13 protein-coding genes are annotated in these 24,126 nt (G+C 39.1%); 3 read left to right on the forward strand and 10 right to left on the reverse strand.

All coding sequences use genetic code 11. The annotated features are described in order from the left end of the window. Positions 1–15 precede the first annotated feature (15 nt). From BUF13_RS03940 to BUF13_RS03985, 10 genes are all read right to left on the reverse strand, one after another. Positions 16–3,276 carry a VCBS repeat-containing protein gene (locus BUF13_RS03940; protein ID WP_083586359.1) on the reverse strand — a complete coding sequence of 1,087 codons (3,261 nt, stop codon included), beginning with the start codon at positions 3,274–3,276 and terminating at the stop codon, positions 16–18. Positions 3,277–3,349: 73 nt separating this feature from the next. After that, positions 3,350–4,624 carry a glycan-binding surface protein gene (locus BUF13_RS03945; protein ID WP_073570420.1) on the reverse strand — a complete coding sequence of 425 codons (1,275 nt, stop codon included), beginning with the start codon at positions 4,622–4,624 and terminating at the stop codon, positions 3,350–3,352. A 27-nt stretch (positions 4,625–4,651) separates the two neighbouring features. Then, positions 4,652–6,316 carry a RagB/SusD family nutrient uptake outer membrane protein gene (locus tag BUF13_RS03950; protein ID WP_073570421.1) on the reverse strand — a complete coding sequence of 555 codons (1,665 nt, stop codon included), beginning with the start codon at positions 6,314–6,316 and terminating at the stop codon, positions 4,652–4,654. Positions 6,317–6,334: 18 nt separating this feature from the next. Beyond that, entirely contained in the window at positions 6,335–9,490 is a 3,156-nt protein-coding gene (locus tag BUF13_RS03955; protein WP_243839690.1) for a SusC/RagA family TonB-linked outer membrane protein, read from the reverse strand. 359 nt (positions 9,491–9,849) lie between these two features. Next, the gene (locus tag BUF13_RS03960) at positions 9,850–10,848 is read right to left on the reverse strand and encodes a glycoside hydrolase family 5 protein (RefSeq protein ID WP_073570423.1); all 999 of its coding nucleotides are present in this window, start codon (positions 10,846–10,848) and stop codon (positions 9,850–9,852) included. Between the two features lie 103 nt (positions 10,849–10,951). Further along, a complete protein-coding gene (locus BUF13_RS03965; protein ID WP_134204324.1) occupies positions 10,952–14,995 on the reverse strand; it encodes a hybrid sensor histidine kinase/response regulator transcription factor in 4,044 nt (1,347 codons plus the stop codon). A 131-nt stretch (positions 14,996–15,126) separates the two neighbouring features. Beyond that, positions 15,127–16,440 carry a xylose isomerase gene (gene xylA, locus BUF13_RS03970; RefSeq protein WP_073570424.1) on the reverse strand — a complete coding sequence of 438 codons (1,314 nt, stop codon included), beginning with the start codon at positions 16,438–16,440 and terminating at the stop codon, positions 15,127–15,129. Positions 16,441–16,473: 33 nt separating this feature from the next. Then, positions 16,474–17,976 carry a xylulokinase gene (locus tag BUF13_RS03975; RefSeq protein ID WP_073570425.1) on the reverse strand — a complete coding sequence of 501 codons (1,503 nt, stop codon included), beginning with the start codon at positions 17,974–17,976 and terminating at the stop codon, positions 16,474–16,476. Between the two features lies 1 nt (position 17,977). Then, positions 17,978–19,621, reverse strand: coding sequence for a sodium/sugar symporter (locus BUF13_RS03980; RefSeq protein ID WP_073570426.1), 1,644 nt, complete (start codon positions 19,619–19,621; stop codon positions 17,978–17,980). A 121-nt stretch (positions 19,622–19,742) separates the two neighbouring features. After that, a complete protein-coding gene (locus BUF13_RS03985; protein ID WP_083586361.1) occupies positions 19,743–20,564 on the reverse strand; it encodes an aminotransferase class IV in 822 nt (273 codons plus the stop codon). Between the two features lie 152 nt (positions 20,565–20,716). On the opposite strand from BUF13_RS03985, the gene sdaAB reads away from it, so the two are divergent. The 3 genes from sdaAB to BUF13_RS04000 are packed head-to-tail and all read left to right on the forward strand — an operon-like array spanning position 20,717 to position 24,044. Next, on the forward strand, positions 20,717–21,394 hold the full coding sequence (sdaAB, locus tag BUF13_RS03990) for an L-serine ammonia-lyase, iron-sulfur-dependent subunit beta (protein WP_073570427.1): 678 nt from the start codon (positions 20,717–20,719) through the stop codon (positions 21,392–21,394). Between the two features lie 7 nt (positions 21,395–21,401). After that, positions 21,402–22,730, forward strand: a complete 1,329-nt coding sequence (locus BUF13_RS03995; RefSeq protein ID WP_073570428.1) for a TolC family protein — start codon at positions 21,402–21,404, stop codon at positions 22,728–22,730. 3 nt (positions 22,731–22,733) lie between these two features. Further along, the gene (locus BUF13_RS04000) at positions 22,734–24,044 is read left to right on the forward strand and encodes an efflux RND transporter periplasmic adaptor subunit (protein WP_073570429.1); all 1,311 of its coding nucleotides are present in this window, start codon (positions 22,734–22,736) and stop codon (positions 24,042–24,044) included. The last annotated feature ends 82 nt before the right edge of the window (positions 24,045–24,126 follow it).

Genomic DNA, 24,126 nt, shown 5'->3' on the forward strand with positions numbered 1-24,126 from the left:
CGGTAAGATTTGGGATCATTTTGACTTTTGATACTGGATAATTTTTCCACTGGCAGTACTTACCCAAAGCATTTCATCGAGAAGTATCGCATCCACGACTTCTTGGTTAAGATTAATACCAGTTTGTTCAGGTCCAAAAGATTGGATTTTATCTGTCAAATCGATTGAAAACTGAATTCCTGGATTTGCAGTCAACTTCCCAATTTTCAATCGTGTACTTTCAAGATTACCCAATACCAATAATTCGTTTTCAGAAGGCTCAAGGAAAATCGAAATTGGTGAATATTGAAAATTCAATGGAAGAGGTATAGATTTCCAAACACCATCTTTTTTCTCAAAAGCCAAACTTGCTAAAGTATCAACCTTCAAAATGGTGGCAATTTCCAACTCCTTTTCATCCAAAATTCCTGAGATTTTCACATTCGAAAATCCTTCGTGATCAGGAAATTTTGCTTTCTTCTTATAAAGTTGACTGCTCAATTCATCTCTGGAAAAGAAAGGGAATAGTTCACCCTGGATTTGAATTTCCATCAAAGGATCAACGGAGCCATTTTGATCAAAATCTGCAAAATACAGAGACAAAGGTTTTTCTGAATCAGCTTCTAAGCGGCTATTGAGCCCCCAATTCCCCATAAACAAAAGGTCATTACCACTTTCACTTTTGGTGGTGAATAACTTTCTCCAAAGTCCTCGACTTTGTATTGGAAGACCAGTTTGGACCCATGAAAATTCTTCGGAATCGAATTGGATTGCTCGAATAGGTTCAAACTCGGAGCTAATCCATAATTCTTCTTTTCCATCTCCATTTCCATCCAAGATCGTCATGTCTGTGACCCGATTGATTTCATTTAAGATTTGAGATGAAACATATTGGAACTTCCTCTTCCCCAAATTCTCAAAAACCAAAGTTGGGCTTGACTCAGGCCATCTTCCAGGTAGATAGGTTCCTCCCAAAATGAGATCCAAGTCCCCATCTTGATCAAAATCCCAAGGCAAAACCTTTGAATTGAATCTCTGTTCCCCATCAACTGAAAGGATAACCTCATTGTCAAAATTGAAATTTGGACCTTGAAAATAGATTCGGCTTCCATTTTCACCATTCAATTTGGAGATTATCAAGTCGAGCTTTCCGTCACCATCCAAGTCCATCAACTCCAAACCGGAAACTCGACTTTGAATTCCAGAAATCAATTTTTCTTTAAGCTGAAATGACTTTTTGATTCCATCAATCAACCAAACATTTCCTTTTCCATCACTAAAAACCAGATCCTCGTTTCCATCCAGATTAAGATCTCCTTTTGCAAAATGAACCTTAGAGTTTGATTGGGAATACAATAATTGATTTTGACTCTTAAAGTCTTCAATAGTAGCATCGATTTCTTCCAAATCCCACTCATCCACCAATTCCCAAAATGGTTTATTCGGTTTTTTAAATTCAACATTGGTGGTAGAATTTCCATAAGAAACCTTCAACAGTTGACCTGAATTTGGTTTCTCAATGTTTTCCTTTCTTCCATCTGGCCATACAACTTTAATCGAATCAATAGCTTGCTGACCAAGTCCAAAATGCAGGATTTCTGACACATTCCCTTGATAGCCTTTGTAAATCAATTGCTCTTGATACTGGAGTTTTCCATTGGAATACAACCAAACTTTGGAACCAATTCCTGAAGGATTCCCTTGCGGGCCTTCCAATTGAATTTGAAGAAAGTGATTTCCTTCTCCAGAAGCTGTGTTTTCAAAGATCTGAGAAGGCTCATTTAGATTATTGAGTACTAAATCCAAATCACCATCCTGATCCAAATCGGCATAAATAGCTCCATTACTATTTCCCGGAATACCAATACCCCATTCATCGGAGACATCCTGAAATTGAAGTCCATTTTGATTTTTAAATGCAAAATTTCCAACCTTGGTTGCAGGCATTTTCTGAATTAAATTCTGAACCGTTTCAGTTGTCACATGAGTGTTACCCAATTGAGTATTTCTGTAATTGATAAAATCCAGATTCGTAAAATCCTTCAAAAATCCATTGGAAATAAAAAGGTCGGTCCAGCCATCATTGTCATAATCCCCAGCCAGCGGAGCCCAACTCCAATCCGTTGCCTCTATGCCCGAAAGGTTCCCGATTTCAGAAAAGGTCCCATTTTGATTATTCAGTTGGAGCATATTTCTCATCACCTGATGATGCAATCCAGATCGGACAAATAATTGATAGTGCTCGTAATTTTCAGGACTATGCAATAATTTTTGACGCTTATTGCTCGCAGGAAGCATGTCCAGAGAAATCAGATCAGTCCAGCCATCTTGATTGAAATCGGATGCATCCACTCCCATTGAATATTGACTGGTAATCGAAAAAGCCTCATTAAGATCATTCCTGAACGTGCCATCCCCTTGATTGACATAAAAATAATCTGGGGCCGAATAATCATTTCCTAAGTAAATATCAGGCCAACCATCTTGATTAAAGTCAGAGATCACAGCACCTAAGCCATAACTCAATGGGCTTCCAGAAAAGCCGACTTCCTTACTTACATCGTGAAATTTTCCTCCTTCATTTCGATAGATTTTGGAGCTACTCATTGAATCATATTCACTGAGCATAGACTTGAATGCCTGTTCATTGAGATTTGTAAATAGACTTGGATTATGATTTAGAAGCAGCATATCCAAATCCCCATCTCTATCCAAATCTGAAAAATAAGCTGCTACAGAATAGGCAGGATCAGCTAATCCATAGTCTTCTGCCATTTCCTTGAAATAAGGGATACCTTGCTTATCCAAGCCCTGATTTACAAACAATTGGTTTTTTCTGGAAGACTCATCCAAGTCACCAGAATAACACACATAAATATCTTTTAATCCATCGGAATTGATATCCACAATGGCTGTACCAGTTGTCCAGGCAGCTTCTCTTCCACCGGTTCCAGTTGCTAGAGTGATGTCTTTAAAACGAAGGTTTCCAAGGTTTAAAAAAAGTTTATTGGATTGCTGATTTGCAGTAAAATACAAATCCTCCAATCCATCATTATTGATATCGCCAACTGCAACTCCTCCTCCATTATAGAAATATTGATAATAAAGGACATTTGCAATCGCAGTCTCCTGAATTTGATTCGTAAAGTTCAGCCCTGTAGAATCGGAAGGTAATACTCTAAAAAGAGTTTGATTTCCTCCTTTTTCACTATCAGTTCTTTTACAAGAAAGAAGTAAAAAAGCGAAAATAGGTATCGCCAACAAGCGAAGAAAAAGAAATTGATTGGGGTGATTCAAAGCGATTCTTTTCTTGAAAACAAAGAAAACTCCGGAGCTGCTTGAACTCCGGAGGCAATCTGAAAACGGGAAATTATTCTACTGCTCTGATTAATCTTAGATTATCAAAACCCATTACAGCTTGAATATCATTTGAAGTTGGATTGATCACAACCAAACGAATTTGCTTCGCCCAACCATCTCCGTCCAATAAATCTTGGTAGGTACTCAAGCGAGTAGTACCATTGGTTAATTGACTTGCGTTCATGGAGATAGTAAACCAAGAACCATCAGTTTCTCTCACAAAATCAGTAATCGGAACATTGTAACTCAATTCGTTTCCGTTTTTGTCAGGGAACCAAAATTGAAGTAACAATCCATCTATGGATTCGGAGGTACTTACAGCCATTTCTACCCTAAAATCGAACTTATTGGCTGGAGTTGAAGGGTCATACTCTCCACTTGGATCTGTAGGGAAAATCTGTACTCCACCCCAGTTGGTCAAGTTGATTACCTTATCATTGTTCCAGCCCCAATTAGCTGGGAAGGCCTGATTCATTCCTGCAAAACTTCCTTCCAGACTCTCGATTCCTGGTTGGGTAGGTTTGATCATTTCTCCTGACAATCCCCATCCCCAATTCCATGGCCATTCTAGAGCACCATTGGTATCAAAATCAGCGATCATTCCTTTGCCTGCATAAATCTGAGAAGTTCTACCCGGAACGGAACCACCACTTCGAGTCACAACTGAAATAGATTGACTTTCGGAAAAATCCATTCCATCTGGAACAGTCACTTTCAAGGAAGTACCAGCGCCATTGGTTTCAAATCCAGATGTAACAAACACGTCGGTTCCCGGGAAATAAACTGTATCTACGAAATAGAAATATCTACCATATAACTCCAACTCATCACCTGGCTTCACATATTGATTTTTCACTTGCAAAATCTGTGGTGCCGGTGGAAGTGTTTGAAAACTAATAATGGATTCACCAGATTTGGTTACCAAACGAAGGGTATTGGGTACATCAGGATTGGTAGCAACTGTTGGTACACTATCAGAGACTGTAACGATTACTGCGTTATTGGTCACATAGGCAGTATTTACACCTAAAGGATAATCATTCAAGTATACTTGTTGGGTTCCAAGAAAATTGGTTCCCATGATAGACAAAGTCGTACCCAGGGTTGCTGAAGTCAACGAACTGTCCACTGTTGTGGGATCAGTTGTTCTTACCCTTTCGATTGTGGGAGGCCCCACACTTATTTCATCTTCCTCTTGGCATGATCCCAACCCAATTGCCAATGTCAAAAGGGAAGCAACAACCAGAGAGTGAGATAGGTTTTTTGGATAATTTATAAGTTTCATAATTAGATCTTAATTAAACATGGACAATCACTCTCCAGAAGAGAAATCATAAGGAACTGGAGGTTTTCTCAGGTTTGGAGCTCTGGATAATTCAGAGGAAGGAATGGGAATCAAGAAATTTGACGCATTCACATTGAAGAACCTTGGAGATGTATCATCATCAGGAATTTCAACATCCCACAAAGTTGGATCTGGCAATTTGTCCGGATAGATTCTGAAAGTGCCTCTATCTTGCTCCGATAAAATTTGATAAGTCAATTCAGGATTGTAGTAATGCAATCTGGTAAACTCATACCATGCCTGGCCTTCCATGGCAAACTCACGCATTCTCTCCTCAAAAATATCTTCCCAAGTTACCGAAGTAAGTGGGCTGACACCGGCTCTTTCTCTAACCAAATTGACATAGGTAAGTGCTTCAGATGGGTCTTTGGACAAAATAGCTTCGGCATAAACCAAGTAAACATCAGCCAATCTCAAGATATAGGTATTGATCTCTGTACCCTGCTGCACTACTTTGCCATCGTTGTCCTCTGGCCTACCAACTACGTATTTCTTAACCCAAGCTCTGCCATTATAATCTCTTGCTCCATCATTGCTTCTTGCTGGAACTCTCAATTCTTGAGCTGTACCTCCAGCAGGTACTTGAGTGATATAAGGGTAGTGATCTCCAGGAAACATGAATGTCGCTTTCCTTCTGGTATCGAAAGTGTAATCTTCATACAAATCCAACATCCATTTAGAAGCTCCAATATCTCCTCCCCATCCGTCACCAAATCCGGTGATTTCTGATCCGAAGGCCAAAAAAGCCTGCACTGAGTTTTGAGCACCCCAAGCACCAGCCTGACCTGCATTGTAAGTCCATTGCAAAGCCGCAAGAGTTTCTTCATTATTATTATTGGCCATCTTGAAGAGATCTTCATAATTCTCCATCAAGCTTGCTCCACTATTATCAATGACTCTTTTGGCGAAATATGCAGCCGAATCCAAATCAGTTTGATTTCTTGATCCTGAGACTCCAGCCCTAGTCAAATACATTTTGGCCAAAAGTCCCTCTGCACTCCACTTGTTCAATCTACCAGTTTGAACACTAGATTCCGGAAGGTTTTCCGCAGCAAATCTGATATCCTTGATGATAAATTGCCAAACAGACTCTTCAGTGTTTCTGGTCAAAGTCGTATCCTGAAGCAAAGTCGTATTATTGGTGATAATTGGAACTGCTCCCCAGTTTTGGACTAGATAGGAAAAGGCCAAACCTCTCATAAATCTTCCTTCTGCCAAACCATGATTTTTGATTCGGTCTGTCACGTCTTCCCCAGCAAAACTCTCAATATTATTGATCAGGGAATTGGATTGTGCTACCACATTGTAAAAAGCTCTCCAGGCAGCTCCATTTTCAGGAGTTTCACCGGTAGTATTGAACCTTACATTTTCCAATTGGTAGGATCCAGAAGTCAATATTCCTCCTCTCGCATCCCCTATTCCATGGCTTGCTTTATCATTGTAAGCAAACCAAACAATATTGTAAAGCGGCGCAGAAGCAGCCAGAATTTGGTCATCATTTTGATAGAAATTTGCATCAACGATTGCATCTAATGGAGGCCTGTCTAAAAACTCATCAGAGCAACCCGATAATCCCAAACTCAAGGCTGCTACACCCGCCAGGATATTCCTGATATTTATATGTTTTTTCATTTGATTCTTCTTTTGGGTTTAAAAGTCAATTCCTAAGCTGATAGTATACATTCTCGTCTGAGGATATCTTGCGTAATCAACCCCGATCAGCTGATTTTCTGCAGACACATTGTTACCCACATAGGAACCTACTTCAGGATCATATCCTTTGTATTTGGTCCATGTAAAGGCATTTTGAACACCAACCATCAATCTTCCTCCTCGGATCACATTTTGACCGCCTAGAAGAGAACTCGGAATATTGTAGCTCAATTGAATGTTTTTCAATCTTACAAATGACCCGTCTTCCACATATTTATCTGAAATTCTGGTGCTGTTACCATTCAAGTCTGTGATCGTGATACGAGGAATATTGGTATCAGAATTCACGATAAATGGATTACCTGATTCGTCCATTTCGATTCTGGCATAATCATAGGTTTCTGCCAGCATGTTTCTGCCCAAGTAGATATTATTCGGAGCGATATTTCTGAATCTGTTGAAGTTGTAGATATCGTTTCCTACTGCTCCTGTCAACAAAATGTCCAAGGTGAAGTTTTTGTAAGAAAACTGCTGCGTGGTACCAAAAGTCAGTTTTGGCCAAGGATTACCAATGAAAGTCTGATCTCTTTCATCAATTACTCCATCACCGTTTAAATCTTTGAATTTGATATCACCAACATAAATCCCGTCTTCACCCACTGGCAAAGGATTTCCAGAATTGTCAACTGGTCTCGCGCTTGATTCAACCTCTTCCAAAGACTGGAACAATCCATCAGAAACGTATCCATAGAACATCCAAGGTGCCTGACCAATCACAGCTCTTTGAGTAAAGTCATTCATGTACCAGGCAGTTCTGTCAATGAAAGCCGTTTGAGAGAAGAATTGAGTGACTTTGGTCTTGAAACCAGAGAAGTTGAAATTCGAAGTCCAGCTAAATCCACTAGCTCTATTATCAATATTGATGGTATTGATCGTGATTCCAAAACCTCTATTTTCAAGAGCACCGATATTTACTGTTGGAGTCCCGATACTTCCTTCCGCCGATGTCCCCATGTACCAAGGCAATGGGTTAAGAAGCAATAGATTATCAGTTTTCTTCAGATAAAAATCACCTTCCAATTGAACTCTGTTATTAAACATGTTCAAGTTGAAACCTAGGTTATAGGTTTGGGTTTCTTCCCATTTCAATGAAGGGTTCCCAAATCTTGACACCAAAAATCCACCACCCCATGGAGTCGGGATACTTGGAGAACTTAAAGGAGCAAAAATTGCATTCGCATTTCCTTGATTACCGGTCAAACCGGTTTCAAAACGAATTTTCAATTCGTCCATCCATTCTACATCATTCAGGAAGTTTTCTTCTGAAACTCTCCAAGCCGCAGAGACAGAAGGGAAATAACCCCATCTATTCTCAGGACCAAAATTGGCAGAACCATCAGCTCTAAATGCACCTAGGATAATATACTTTTCATTGAAGGTATAATTGATTCTCCCGAAGTAGGATTCCATAGCCCAATGTCCAGCACCTCCGCTATTGGTTGCACCCTGTGCAGAACCAAGACCTAGCTCTGGCAAATCGTTGGAAGGAAAATTAACACGAGAAGCATTCATGAACTCATATTGAGATGCTTGGGCCTCGTGGCTGACCATCGCATCGATGGCATGTTTTCCAAATGTCTTGCTATAGGTCAGGATCTGGTTCCAGTTCCAATAAAAGCTATTGTCAGAATTCTTTGTCAACTGATTGACATCATTACTGATCACACCCAAAGTATAGGTTGGAGTGAAGAAATGTCCATTGTTATAGTTCACATTCCCATTGACCATGGTTCGGAATTTCAATCCTTCGATGATGTCCACTTCAATATTGAAACCTCCTAAAGCACCTCTTCTTTTATAGTTTCTGTCCAAAAGATTAGCCAAGGCAATCGGGTTCAAAGGAGTAAACTGAAGACTGGAGCCATTAATAGGATCCGCACCTCCCCAAGAGCCATCTGGATTGGTCACTGGAATATTCGGAGCCATTTGAATGGCATTGCTGATCACATCAGAGCTACCGGTTGCCAATTGTTCATCAGTATGGAAAAGCTGAAGGTTCACTCCAAGCTTCAACCATTTTCTGGTTTGATTGTCCAAATTGACACGCATTGAATATCTTTCAAAACCGGAACCGATAGCCACACCTTCCTGATCGAAATATTCACCAGAAATGTAGAATTGGGTTTTCTCATTTCCTCCATTTAGATTCAAAGTATGCTTATTCAAAGCAGCTGTTTTAAATAGCGCTTCTTGCCAATCCGTACCAGGTCCTAAAAGAGAAGGATCCAAAAATGCTGCGGGAGGATCGCCACCTGAAATCTCATTGATTTCATTGGTCATCGTAGCATATTGCTGCAGATTCATCACATCCAAAGATTGTGGCTTGTCCTGAAGTGAAAACAGGTAATTGTAGCTAATCTTAGTATCCCCTGATTTCCCTCTTTTGGTGGTAATCATAATTACACCATTCGTACCTCTTGATCCATAAATTGCAGTAGCAGAAGGTCCTTGTAAAACCTCCATAGATTCAATATCACTCGGATTTAAACCTGCTAATGGATTGGTTGAAGATGTATTTCCATAGGAAACAGTCTGTGGCTGAATCTGCACTCCATCAATAACATATAGAGGTTCATTGGTACCTCCAATCGAGTTAATCCCTCGAATGTTTACAGAAATACCTCCTCCAGGAGCACCGGTATTTTGAGTCACATACACACCAGCAGCACGTCCTTGCAAAGCCTGCTCAATAGTTGTATTGACTGTTCTTTCGATATCTTCTGAAGAAACCGAGACCTGTGCACTGGACATATCCCGCTTTTTCATAGTTCCATATCCAACTACAACAACCTCATCCAATGAGGCCATATCTTCTTCCATGTTTACATCAATAACTGATTGGTTTCCAACTTGGATTTCTTGAGGTTTGAATCCAATGAAACTAAAAACCAAAACAGAACTAGAAGAAGGAGCTGTAATACTATAGCCACCATCAGCATCGGTGGCTACTCCCGTCGTGGTACCTTTGACCAGCACAGTCACTCCAGGAAGGGAAAGTCCATCTGCAGCAGAAGTCACAGTTCCTTTTACCGTGACTTGCGCATGAACCATTCCTGCCAGGAGGAAAAGCCAAATGGGTAATAGTTTTTTCATCATAAAGGGTTTAATTGTTTAAACTAGGTAATAGGTTTTTTGCGGGAAAAGGCCCGGAAATAAAAATGTGGGAAATTGGAGAAGGTCGGATACTCATAGTGTTTAAAGCTGGTTGTAAATGGACTTAGCAAACACCAAAAAAATTGAGCAGAATCCGTCAAAGGAAGACTGAGCTTCTAATAGGATCATTCTAGGATTTTGGGTTTACTAATTGTTCTCGGAAAGTAGATTTGATTATCTGTAGAGAGGGGATTCAAATGTTTTTAATAAGGGTAACAAATGTTAACTCCATGTTAAATCGGCCTAAAACCACTAAAAAAGGCATTTTACACCTCTGAATTTTCAGAAGAATGCATAATTCAATTTCCAAAAAATCGATTTTCTGTTTGATCAGTTCTTAAGGATTCCCGGATATATTTTCCCCAAGACTTCATTTCATCCTCTTTCCAGTTTCCGGAAGATGAAGCTGATATAAGCAGCATGGAGCAACTTTCGTCTTTATCTGAAATAGACCAGGCAATCCTACTAATGGACTTCGAATCCATCCAATCTGACCAAGCTTTCCAGGATTCCCAATTTATGGGACCATCCCCGTCTGAATTCATCCCGGCACATTCAGATACAAAAATTGGCAAGTCATTTTCAAGAGCCATTTCAGCTTTATTTCTCAATGACTCTTGATGAGTACCAGCATAAAAATGTAAGACATACATCAAATTGCTATACCCGTTGATTGGATTTTCAGCAACCAAATCGACGTCCTGACTCCATGTTGGAGTTCCTACCAAAATCAGATTGTCAGGATCATGTTTCCTTATCCCTTGAATTACTTTTTCGCTATAGCTTTTTATTTCACTCCATTCCAAGTCTACAGGTTCATTGAAAATTTCATAAATCACGTGTGGGGATTCTCCATATTTTTGAGCCATTTTTTCAAAAAATTCAATTGCCTCTTTCTCAATCAAATCATGGCTGTGCCAATCTATTATGACATAGATATCCTCCGAAATAGCAGCATCCACCACTTCCTGAATCTTTTGAATACCAAAGTCTGGATTCTCTAAATATCCTTTGGAAACATTTACTCCCATGGATGCACGAACCACTTGTGCGTTCCAGTCATTTTTAAGCCATGATACTATCTTAGAATCGTAAAATCGAGGCCACCAATTATGCCAACCTAAACTGACTCCTTTCAGGACAATCGGTTCTCCATTTTCTCCAACTAATTGGGTTCCATCGACACGAAGAGCTCCGGGGAATTCTTTTTCAGGAATCAAGGAATCATCTTGTTCAATGGTTTGAAAAACAGATAGTGGAAGAACAAATAGTCCAAAAAAGAGGAATAAGGTTTTCATGTTTGGGTTGGTTAATTGAACCCAATTTTAAGTCAATTTCAAAAAAATGAAGGGGAAGAAATGTTTCTAAAATGGGAGTCAAATCGTATGAACCTCTCAATTCCTAGGAATTGGAGGCATATTCGGAAGGTAAAATACCAAATTCAGCTTTAAACTGCTTGGTAAAGTATTTGGCATTGTTGTAGCCGACCATATACGCAACTTCATTGACATTCAATTGACTTTTCAAAAGCAACTGGGCAGCTCTCTGTAATCGGATCAATCGAATGAATTCAATCGGACTTTTACCAGTTAGGGACTGTAGTTTTTTGTAAAGATGAACACGGCTCATTCCTAATTCCTTAGCCAAAAACTCCACCGAAAATTCTGAATCATCGAGATGCTTTTCCACTAAAGAAACAGCTTTTTGAATCAACTGCTCATCCAAAGAAGCCACCTCTACTGAAGATGCATTCACTTGAATTAATTTCCTGTTTTCTTCCTGATAAAGCTTTCTCTCTTTGAGTAAATTCTTAATCGAAAGCTGTAGGACTTCCAAATTAAAAGGCTTGGTAAGATATAGGTTACATCCACTATCCAACCCTTGAAGCATTTGCTCTTCAGATTTTTTGGCTGTCAATAAAATCACAGGAATATGGGAGGTGCTGATATCTGATTTCACATTTTGGCAAAACTCATTACCATCCATGACTGGCATCATCAGATCAGAAATAATCAGATCAGGTATTTGTTGTCGTGCAATCTCCAATGCTTCAGCTCCATTTGAAGCCAACAAAACCTGGTAATTTTCTGAAAGGCAATCTTTGAGGTAGGTGCGGAAATCTGCATGATCCTCAGCAATCAGAACCACTTCCTTTTGATTTTTGGTCAATTCATCCAGCATTTCCTCACGCTCTTCTAATTCTTCCAAATGAATCAAAGTCAATGGAATTTGAAGTATAAAAGTAGAGCCTACATTTTCCTCGCTTTGGACAAAGACCTCACCTTTCATGATTTTGACAAAATCCCAAACCAATGAAAGTCCAATTCCACTCCCCTGATTCAATTGGTTGGTAGGGGCATCTGTCGAATAAAAACGATCGAATATTCTTTGTTGATTTTTAGGAGAAATGCCTACACCGGAGTCGGAAACAGATAGTTCCATCATTACCTTCTCTTCATCTTCTTGGTGAAGTTCCAGTTTCACCTTGATCTGACCATCCTCGAAGGTGAATTTAAAGGCATTGGAAAGTAAGTTGAAGATGACCTTTTCCAATTTATCTGCATCAAAAATCACCTGTTTCGACTCTACATTACTTTCAAAAATGAGCACCTTATGTTGGTTTTCTGACAATTCTTTAAAGTCCAAAACCACATCATTGACAAAATTGACGATATCGCCTTCACTTGGATGAAAAGCAATCGCCCCTTTTTCAATGTTTTTGACATCCAACAATTGATTGATCAACTTCAAAAGCCTCCTTGCATTCCTTTGAATAATTTCATAATGAGTTTTCAAATTTTTATCCTCTGTGGTAGATAGCAAGTGATCTGCCGGTGTCAGGATCAAAGAAAGTGGAGTCCTAAATTCATGACTGAGGTTGGTGAAAAATTTTGTTTTCAATCTGTCCAGCTCCTGGATTCTTTTGGTTTCCAATAGATTCTGTTCTCTTTCGAATTGTTCTTTTTGTCTTCTAATCAGCTGATTTCTAAAATAAATGATGATCGCCACAGCAATGAAAAAGTATAAAAAATAGGCTATTGGAGTCTTCCAGAAAGGAGCCAACACCCTGATTTTCAACTCAAATTCTTGCGGACTCCATCCTTCCAAAACACTACCTGGTTGGACGATCAAGGTGTAACTCCCCGGATCCAGATTTGTGAAATTCACTCTAGCTACATTTTCATCCAAATAGATCCACTCATTATTGAAGCCTTCAAGTTTGTAGCGATATTTATTCTTTTCAGGATAGAGAAAATTTAAGGCACTGAAGCCAATTGAAAACATATTTTCATCATGCCTCAAAACCAATTCATCAGTGTATTGAAGATTCTTTTGAAGCAAAGCTCTCTTCCCAAAGACTTCTCCTACCCCTACTTCATTATTAAATAGGTACAAATCCGTGAATACAACTTTTGGATAGTTCTGCTCAAACGCAAAATTCTCTGACCTGAAAATATTGTATCCATTGGGACCACCAAAAATGAACTCTCCATCTCTAGTTCTAATCGCTGAATTTTTATTGAAAAGTGAAGCTTGAAGTCCATCCTTTTGGTCAAAATTCTGAAAAACAATGGAGAAAGGTCTCTTGCTTCGATCCACCTCAGCATAACTGATCCCTTTTTGACTACTAATCCACAAATTTCCATCTTGATCTTCCAATACGTCAACCAAATAAGCCGAAGGCAGACCTGACTCAGTAGAATATTGGACGAATGTTGAATCCTGATTGTCAAAATAATGAAGCCCATTGATCGTAGTCAACCACAAAACACCATCAGAATCCACAAATAAATCCGTGATATTCGGTTCGACCAGCCCCTCGCCTGTTTCTTCAGAAAAATATTGATGATAACCTGTTTCTAAATTAAAGGCATTCAAGCCACTACCACCTGATACCCAAATATTTCCGGCGGTATCTTCTGCAAATCCAGTGATGTATTGGTTATGGATGAAATAAGGTGGGTCCCCTGCTTTGAAACTTGTGAATGTGCTTCTGCTTGAATCCAAATAAGCCAATCCAGACCGTAGAGTCCCAACCCAAAGTCTGTGTTTGCTATCCTCAAAAACCTTCCAAACATTAGGACCAGGGATACTATTTTCTCCTTCACCTTTGAATTGAAAAGACTTGAAATTCTTTCCATCAAAACTCCCAAGACCATTGAGATACGTTCCTATCCATAGTACCCCATTTCTATCCATTGTCATATCAACAATGACGTCTCCCACCAGACTATTGGAATTGGAAGGATCATTTAAATATTGTTTATAAGTTTCTGTTTTTCGATTTTGAAATAAAAGCCCTCCCCCATTGGTACCAATAAACAGATTTCCTAAACTGTCTTCCACAAAAGCATTTACATCATTGTAAGGAAGAGAATTGGCATCTGATAGATTCTTCTGAATATGTGAGAATTTCAACAGACCAGGATGATAATAGGAAACTCCTCTTTTGTGAGTTCCCACCCATAATATCCCCTCTAAGTCCTTATACAGTGCATACACAACATTTTGAGGAGATGCTTCATCATTTGGGTTTTGATCATAGAGATACTCAATTTCTCTCTTTTTTTTATGGAGAATATTGATCCCACCATGGTCCGTACCCAGCCAAATTTCACCTTTGACATTTTCGCTGATCGCCTTAATCATGTCATTATTCAATTTTAAAGGTGAAGTAGCACTTGTAATTTGTTCTGATTCCAGAGTCAGCCCCTGAACCCAAATCAGCCCCAAATCTCTATCAGGGTCAAAAATCCAACCATCACCCTCGGAATCGATCATCAACTCGAAATTTGAAACTCCGAAGTTCTTTTGCTCTTTGATCCATGTGGAACGAGTAACAATCAATCGATTTGGATCAACTAAATCCAAATATCCATCCCTACTTAAAACCCAGATTAATCCATCGGGGCTTTCTTGAACAGAAGCGATACGGTCAGATGATAAGTTTCCATATTCCTTGGATGAGGATAGGTATTGGGTTTTACTGGTTTCAGGATCATAGAGAGTTATACCTTTTTCAGGATGAGTAAACCAAAAACGATTTTGCCTATCCTTTAAAATGATCCCTATTGAATCGGAGGCAAATTTTATCTTGTTGGCGACTTGATTAAGTCCTCGATGGATTTGTTCCATTACAGGATCATATAGATCAAATTGCCCATTGACATTCTTGATCCAAAGCAGTCCAAAAGGACCGTTAAAAAGCTTTTGGATACTATTGTGACTCAGCGAAAGACTATCACCAGAGTTTAAAAAAGTCTTGATTCGGGTACCATCATATCGATAAAGTCCATATCCAGTCCCAAACCAAACCATTTCATCAGGCCCTCTCACAATGGACATGACATTGGAATTAGAAAGCCCTAAATCAGGATCAAGACTTCTAAAAACTAGATTATCATTTTTCTGTTGGGCATAAAGACTTCCTAAGCTTAGAAGCAAAATGAAAAAACAATATGTGATTTTTGCTTTCAACAAAATCTTCCCGGTCTTCAATATCTTCAGATACCCACTGAATAAAAAGTCTGGCACCTTCTCAGGGCCAGACTTAATAGATATAGGTTAATTAATATTTAGATAAATCTATTGATTAGATTTTCATAGTATTCTTGTTTACCACTGATTTGAGTTGGTTCACCTGCTTCAGCAGCATAGTTTCTCAAATCTTCCAAAGACAGTTTACCATCTTCGTAATCTTTGCCTTTTCCAGCATCAAAGCTTGAATATCTCTGCTTTCTTCTTTCTAGGTAGTCTGATTTTTCCAAAATATCAGAAGCGATCAACATACCTCTTGCAAAGGCATCCATACTTCCGATATGAGCCAAGAACAAGTCGTCCATATCAGTCGAGTTTCTTCTGATTTTAGCATCAAAGTTAACTCCTCCGCCTTGAAGTCCTCCAGAAGTCAAGATGACCAACATTGCCTCAGTCAATTCTTGTAGGTTCAATGCAAATTGATCAGTATCCCATCCGTTTTGGTAATCACCTCTGTTTGCATCGATACTTCCTAACATACCTGCATCAGCAGCTACTTGAAGCTCGTGTTGGAAAGTATGTCCAGCCAAAGTCGCATGATTCACCTCAATATTCAGTTTGAAATCTTTGTCCAAACCGAAGTGTCTCAAGAAACCAACAACAGTTGCTGAATCATAATCATACTGGTGTTTGGTAGGCTCCATTGGCTTAGGCTCGATGAAGAATGTTCCTTTGAAACCATTCTTTCTAGCATAATCTCTTGCCATGGTAAGGAATTGAGCCAAATGCTCAGTCTCACGCTTCATGTCAGTATTTAGCAAGGACATATAACCTTCCCTACCACCCCAGAAAACGTAATTCTCACCAGACAATTTGATCGTAGCATCAATGGAATTTTTCACCTGAGCGCCAGCTCTTGCAACTACATCGAAATTTGGGTTCGTAGATGCTCCATTCATGTATCTAGGATTACTGAATACATTGGCAGTACCCCAAAGCAATTTTACTCCAGTTTCTTTTTGCTTTTCTAATGCATAATCAGTGATGATTTGCATCCTTTTCTCGTATTCAGCCAAAGTTGGTGCTTCATCCACCAAATCCACATCATGGAAACAGTAGTAAGGAGCTCCAATTTTAGTAATGAATTCAAAAGCAGCATCCATTTTGTCTTTTGCTCTCTGCACAGGGTCAGCTGCAGCATCCCAAGGATGTACGATTGTTCCTGGCCCGAATGGATCAGCACCAGTTGCACAGAAGGAATGCCAGTAAGCGATTGCAAACTTGAAATGCTCCTTCATGGTTTTTCCACCGATTATTCGATTTTCATCATAAAATCTAAATGCAAGTGGATTGTCGCTTTCTTTTCCTTCGAAAGGTATTTTGTCAATACCAGAAAAATAAGTCTTAGCCATAATAGGTTCTTAGGTTTAATTATTTTCTCACAATTATAAGTTCATTTTTTGGATACTTTCCAATTGGTTTTTCCAGCGGAGATAAACTTCTTCATATGGATCGAAGAAATTCTCGTTAGGTTCGAAAGTTTCCAATAATGTCAATCCGGCAAAAGCCTCATCCTCAGAGGAGAAAATTCCGGCACCGATTCCAGCCCCTCTTGCGGCACCTTGAGCACCGTCTGTATCATATAATTCAAGATTTACCTGATTCATATGGATAAATGTCTTTCTGAAGATCGGACTCAAAAACATATTGGCTCTTCCAGCCTTCACTGTTTTCAAATCCAAGCCCATATCCTGCATGATTCTAAAACCAAAGGTCAAAGCAGAAACGATTCCCTCCTGTGCTGCACGAATCACATGTCTTTTATCATGCTTAAGTAGGTCCAAACCCAAAAGATGAGCTCCAACCTGCTTATTCTGCATGATCCGCTCCGCTCCATTTCCAAAAGGAATAAATGACAAACCTTCCGCTCCTATTCCTGCCGAAGATGCCAAGGTATTCATCTCATCATAATCAATATGATTTCCACCCATGACTTGCTTCAACCAACTGTTCAAAATCCCTGTCCCGTTCACACAAAGCAAAACACCATAAGATGGTTTTTCTTGCTTATGGTTCACATGAACGAAGGTGTTCACGCGAGATTTTGGATCATGAAGAGGTGTATCACAAACTCCATATACAGTACCTGAAGTACCTGCAGTAGTTGCTAATTCTCCCGGTTTCAACACTTGAAGTGAGAATGCATTGTTAGGCTGATCACCAGCTCTATATGAAACTGGAACTCCTTCTTCAATACCACTCAGAATTGAGGCGGCAGTTGATACTTTTCCTTGGATCGAATATGATGGAACCACTTCCGGAATCCATTCTGGATTGATTCCATAATTAGAAAGAACCTGATCACTGATCCCATTCTTTTGAAAATCCCAATATATACCTTCGGAAAGGCCTGTTTCTGAAGTCAAGATTTCACCGGTCAGTTTCATAGCAATGAAATCTCCAGGAAGCATCATTTTATGAATTTTAGCTACTGTTTCTGGTTCATTTTCTATGACCCATCTCAATTTGGATGCAGTGAAATTTCCCGGAGAATTCAGTAGGTTATTCAAACAATAATCTTCTCCCAGATTTTCAAATGCTTTTTCGCCAATTCCCACTGCTCGGCTATCACACCAAATGATGGAAGGCCTCAAGACATTTTGATCTTTGTCTACAATTACCAAACCATGCATCTGATAGGCAATCCCGATTCCCTTTAATTCACCTTTTTTGACCTCAGCTTTTTGATGAACAAATTTGCTTGCCTCCATCACATATTTCCACCACATCTCAGGATCCTGCTCAGCCCATCCACTCTTTGGCGAGTCGATTGGCAACTCTTGGTCAGGGAATGCTTTTGAAATAATTGATTTTCCTGTATCTGCGTCTAATAAGGAAGCCTTTACTGAAGAACTTCCGATATCAAGACCTAATAATAGTTTTCTCATTTTACCAGAAGATTGTATAAAGTGCTGCAATAATTCCTGTGATCAAAAAGGCTCCAACCTTGAATTGAGTACTGGTTTGGAACAATTCTTTGTTGATCTCGATGCTATTTGGATGATCTTTTCCTTTCCCTTCAACCAACGAAATCACGATCATCAATACGGCCAAAATCAGGAATACAACACCCATTCTATCAATAAATGGCAGCGCAGGGAATACGATTTTAAGAACTACAGAAAGAGGAATACTTAATGCAGCTCCTACCAATGCAGCATTTGAGGTAGTCTTTTTCCAGAAAACACCAAAGAAGAAAATCGCAAATACACCCGGGCTAATAAAGCCTGTATATTCCTGGATAAATTGGAATGCTTGATCAAGCTGCCCTAAAGCAGGTGCAACAATAGCTGCAATGATAAATGCCACCAAAGCGGTAATTCTACCAACCCTAACTTGCTTTACTTCAGAAGCATTTTTACCGAAATACTTCGTGTAAATATCCATTGTAAAAATGGTAGAAGTACTGTTTGCCATGGAAGCCAAAGAAGAAACAATGGCTGCTGTCAAAGCAGCGAAAGCAAGTCCTTTCAGACCAACTGGAAGCAATTGAAGCAAGGTTGGGTAAGCTCTATCAGATTTGATAATTGCTGTTGCTGGATCTTTCATGGATTCAATGAAACCCGTATCCATTCCTTTATTTACAATCACCAAAGCTGCAATTCCAGGAATTACCACGATTAATGGCATCAACAATTTCAAGAATCCTGCGAAAATCATCCCTTTTTGAGCTTCATCTAAGCTTTTAGCTGCCAAAGCTCTCTGAGTAATGTATTGGTTAAAGCCCCAATAACTCAAATTGGTGATCCACATACCACCTATCAACACACTCAAACCAGGAAGGTCCAAATAAGCATCTCTAACACCACCAGATCCATCGGGGATCATCATTTCACCTTTAGAAAGGATCATTGAAAAATGTCCAGGAACTTCTTTTTTCAAAAGGCTAATCCCTTCCCAAACATCTCCACCGCCTACCAATTGCAATGAAATATAGGTAGTAGCCAAACCACCCACGATCAAGAAAACTACCTGAACTACATCAGTCCAAGCAACAGCTTTCAACCCTCCATAAATGGAATAAATCATCGCGAAAGCCGCCAAACCGATGATTCCATAAGTCAATGGAACATCCAGAATAGTATTTAAACTCAGTGCTCCCAAATAAAGAACAGAAGTCAGGTTTACAAATACATACAGCAACAGCCAGAAAATAGCCATGGTCGTTCTTACTCTTGAATCATATCGATCCAGCAAGAATCCAGGCATGGTATAAATGCCTTTTTTGATGTAAACTGGAAGGAAGAAGATTGCCACAACCAATAATGTAGCCGCAGCCATCCATTCATAGGTAGAAATGGCTAATCCCAGCGCAAAGCCAGAACCAGACATACCGATGAACTGCTCGGCAGAGATATTGGATGCAATCAAAGAAGCACCAACAGCCCACCAAGGGAGCGCTTTGGATGCCAAGAAATAATCTGAGGAGTTTTTGACGTGGCCTTTCTTTTCTTGAGAAACAAAAAGGCCCATGCCGACAATCAACAAGCAGTATCCAATGAATACCGCTAAGTCTAATGGTTCTAAGAGCATAGGTTAGGTTGGGTTTTTACAATAGTTTTTGGTGAATGGACTAATTGATAAAATATAAGCCGTTAAATATAAGACTTTCATCGAAAGGTCTTAAAATCTCAAATCTAATTTTCATGAACAATTAGAGTATTCCTTTGAGAAAATCAGGCATATCGGTATCAAATTCACTGTTTTCAATAGTTTCAATCATACTAATTCCGGAAACATTACTGACCCAAACTAACTCTGCCTGAAGCAATTCCGAAAGCGGATACAATCCTTCTGAAACTTCTTTTCCTTTTCCAATTAGCTCATTCATTAATACTCGCCTGCTTATCCCAGCTATACATCCAGATTCCAGGGAAGGGGTATAAATTATCCCCTTTTTCAACCAAAAAATATTGGAGGCTCCTGATTCTGCCACATTTCCAAAAGAATCTAACAAAATCACTTCATCAGCTTTCCGTTCTTGTCTTTCTTTATTTGCCATTACATAGGCTAAAGCCGAGGTAGTTTTCAAATGAGAGAAACTATTAAAACTAAGCCGAACGGTTTTGGAAACAATTGATTTTGATTTGACTTTTGGGGCCTTTTCTAGTTTGGTCAAATGGAGGATTTGGGAGAATCCCACTGATAATGGTGCATATTTTCCCACTCCCTCTCTAAAAATCGTCAATCTAACTCGCATAGGTTCATCACGGAAAGCTGCCTGACAATGCTCAATAATTTCTGAAGGACTTATTTTAGACTCATTCAATCCCAGGAGTTTCATTCCTTCCATCAAACGATCTAAGTGAAAACCAAAAAATCTCAATTCATCATTTTGATATACCATTGTTTCGAAAAGTCCATCACCAAAATAAATGCCCCTATTTGGAGATGATATTGACTTTTCCGTATTCCATTCTGTTGATTTGTATGCTTTTGTTAAAATTGTTTCGAAAACGCTCATTTTATCGTTCATTATCGTACAGTATTGAAAACTGTCAATTTAGAATACTATTAAATTTGTAGAAATTGCCCTCTAAATTTTCATTTAATCACTCAATTATTATCATTTTTGGCAGGAATAAATAGTTTTCCTAAGATTAGCATCATAATTGGACATTTGGGGCGATGGCTGGTAAAAGTAGTATTTTTGATATGATCGGTCCGGTAATGATAGGACCTTCTTCATCCCACACTGCGGGAGTAGTTCGTATAGCGCGTGCAGCTATCCGAGTTTTAGGCGGTATGCCTGAAGAAACATCAATCACTTTTTATAATTCATTTGCAAGAACTTATGAAGGTCATGGAAGTGACAGAGCAATCATAGGCGGACTGATGGATTTCAAAACAGATGATGAACGTATCAAACAGGCACTACAAATTGCTGAAGAGACCGGCTTTAAATATTCCTTTAAATCAATTGGAAATTCCTCAGTCCACCATCCGAATACTATCAAACTGATCCTTAAAAAAGGAAATAGGAAAGTAGAAGTAGTCGGAGAAAGCTTAGGGGGAGGTTTGATCAATATTGCTGAAGTAGATGGCTTTGTCGCCAACTTTTCAGCTCAAATGCATACACTCATCATTAAGGCAGATGATGTATCTGGTGCAATTGCTTTTATTTCATCGGTGATTGCTCAGGAGAAAACCAACATAGCCACCATGTCAGTTTCCCGAAAAGGAAAAAATGATCTAGCATGCCATGTAATCGAAATGGATTCAGGAATCCAGCCCATTACATTGGAATATTTGAGATCCCTGCCATGGATTAAAGAATTAATTTATATTCCTGATATTGACCTATAATTACCACATGAAAAGACTTTTATTAAGCCTCATTTGGGTCGCAGGTTCATTTTCTTATGCTTTTTCACAGGAAGTTTCTGGTCCTTTGGATCTCGAAACCGCTGTTCAAATCGCATTAGAAAATAATTTGACGCTCAAAAGAAGTGAGTTGAACCAACAGACTCTTGAAGCTAACTTGATCCAGAATCAAGGAGCTAGATACCCAAACTTGACAGTGGGTGGGGCGACCAATTTTAATTGGGGTAGATCTATTAACCCTGCAACCAACCTTTTTGAAACACAAAGGATCGGCAACATTAATCTGTTTGGTAGCTCGAATATGACTGTATTCAATGCAGGTAGAATCAATAATACCATCAGACAGACCAAGATCAATCTGGAGCAAGGGCAGTTTAATATAGAAGCTACCAAAAATCAGATTATCCTAAATGTGATCAACCTGTATGTAAATGTGATCTTCAATCAGGAGCAAGTTAAGATTTCGGAAAATCAACTGAACACAACTCAAGAACAACTAGAAAGAACTACTAGGTTGGTAGAGGCAGGTTCCCTCCCTTATGCCGATCAATTGGACTTGGAATCACAGCTCTCCACTAATAAGGTTGACTTGATCAATACAAAGGCTACTTTGAATGGGGCATTGCTCAGTTTGGCTCAGGCACTTCAAATCCCTTATACACCAGATTTCCAAATCGTAACTCCTGAATTAACAATTGACGATGCATTTATGACTTCGGAATCTTCTGGAACTATTTATGATACTGCATTGGAGATTATGCCAGAAGTAAAAGCAGCTGAAAAAGGAGTGGAAAGCGCTGAAGAAGGTGTAAAAATAGCTAAGGCTGGATTCTACCCTACTATTGCATTGGGAGGAAACCTAGGTACAAACTATGTTGATATTTACGAGGAAAAATTCTCTGACCAGATTGATTTCAACTTCTCTCAATCTGCAGGTCTTCAATTGAATATCCCTTTGTTTTCCAGACTTTCAAATAAGGCAGCCGTGCAGAGAGCTCGAGTTCAAAAGCAATTGTCAGAAATAACCGAGTTGGAAACGAAAAACCAATTGAGACAGGATATTGAAACTGCCTATACCAATGCTCTTGCAGCTGAACAATCCTATGAAGCTTCCTTGACGAGAATTCAGAGTTTGGAGGAATCATTCAGAATTGCCAAGCAAAGATTTGACTTAGGAGCAATCAATTCAGTTGATTTCCAAACAGCGCAAAACAACCTTTTCAGTGCTCAGTCTCAATTATTGTACGACAAATACACTTACATTTTCAGAGTAAAAGTTTTAGATTTCTATTTGGGTAACCCCATCAACCTCAACTAAACCATGGCCAATAAAAAATCAAATAAGTTATTATACTATCTCCTAGGTGGAGTTGGATTAATCATCGTAGTTGCAGTCATCGGTCGATCTATGGGCTGGATTGGCGGTGAAAACGTGATCAATGTAGAAGTCTCCAAAGTTGGTAAAAACTCAATCATTGAAAAAGTAAGTGCCTCTGGAGAAATTCAACCAGAAATTGAAGTTAACCTAAGTCCAGACGTTGCTGGGGAAATTATTGAATTGAATGTCCAAGAAGGAGACTCAGTGGCAGTTGGAAAGCTTTTGGTAAAAATTCGTCCTGACAACTTCATCTCTGCATTGGATAGAACCAAGGCAAACCTTAACCAACAACAGGCTAATTTGGCACAATCAAAAGCTAGCCTTCAAAGAGCTGAAGCTCAGTTTACAAGAACTGAATTGACTTACAATCGTCAAAAGAAACTATTTGAGGAAAAGGCAATTTCTCAGTCAGATTTTGAGCAAGCACAAGCTGATTACACTTCTGCTCAAAAAGATCTCGAAGCTGCAAAACAAAGTGTCATTGCATCTGAATTCGTCGTAAAAAGTTCTCAGGCCTCAGTAAATGAAGCTGCAGAAAATCTACGTCTAACCAATGTTTACTCTCCAGTTAGTGGGATTGTTTCCAACCTTTTGGTAGAGCAAGGTGAAAGAGTAGTCGGAACTGCACAGATGGCAGGTACCGAAATGTTGACTATTGCTGATCTATCTAAGATGGAAGTCAGAGTGGACGTTAATGAAAATGATATCGTAAGATTGACTAAAGGAGATACTACTATCATTGATGTGGATGCCTACTCTTTCTCAGGGAAAAGATTCAAAGGAATCGTAACCAGCATCGCAAATACCGCAAACACTAAAGCTTCTGCTGATGCCGTAACTGAATTTGAAGTAAAAATCAGAATCCTAAATAGTTCTTATTCTGATTTGGTAGCAGAAGGCAATATTTACCCTTTCAGACCAGGTATGACTGCTTCTGTTGAAATTATTACCACTCAGAAAGATAATGTATTATCCATTCCTCTTTCAGCAGTGACTACTAGAGAAGATCAATTAGACACTCTTTCCGATGGTACTACCAAAATGAAAGAATTGGTTTACATCATGGATAATGGAGAAGCTAAAATGACTCAAGTGAAAACCGGAATTTCTGACTTCCAAAATATTGAGATTTTGGAAGGACTTCAGGAAGGTCAAGAAGTGATTTCAGGTCCATACTTCGTAGTAAGTAAGGAACTCAAAGAAGGATCAAAAGTTAATAATGCTCCAACACCTGCAGCTGCTCCTAAAAAGTAAAATTCTCCAAACAAAGCATAAACCCCGGCCTACCAGTCGGGGTTTTCTTTTTCTATTTTTTCAAAAAGAAACTTTTGCAATT

The sequence above is a fragment of the Algoriphagus zhangzhouensis genome, assembly GCF_900148515.1.
Taxonomy (GTDB): domain Bacteria; phylum Bacteroidota; class Bacteroidia; order Cytophagales; family Cyclobacteriaceae; genus Algoriphagus; species Algoriphagus zhangzhouensis.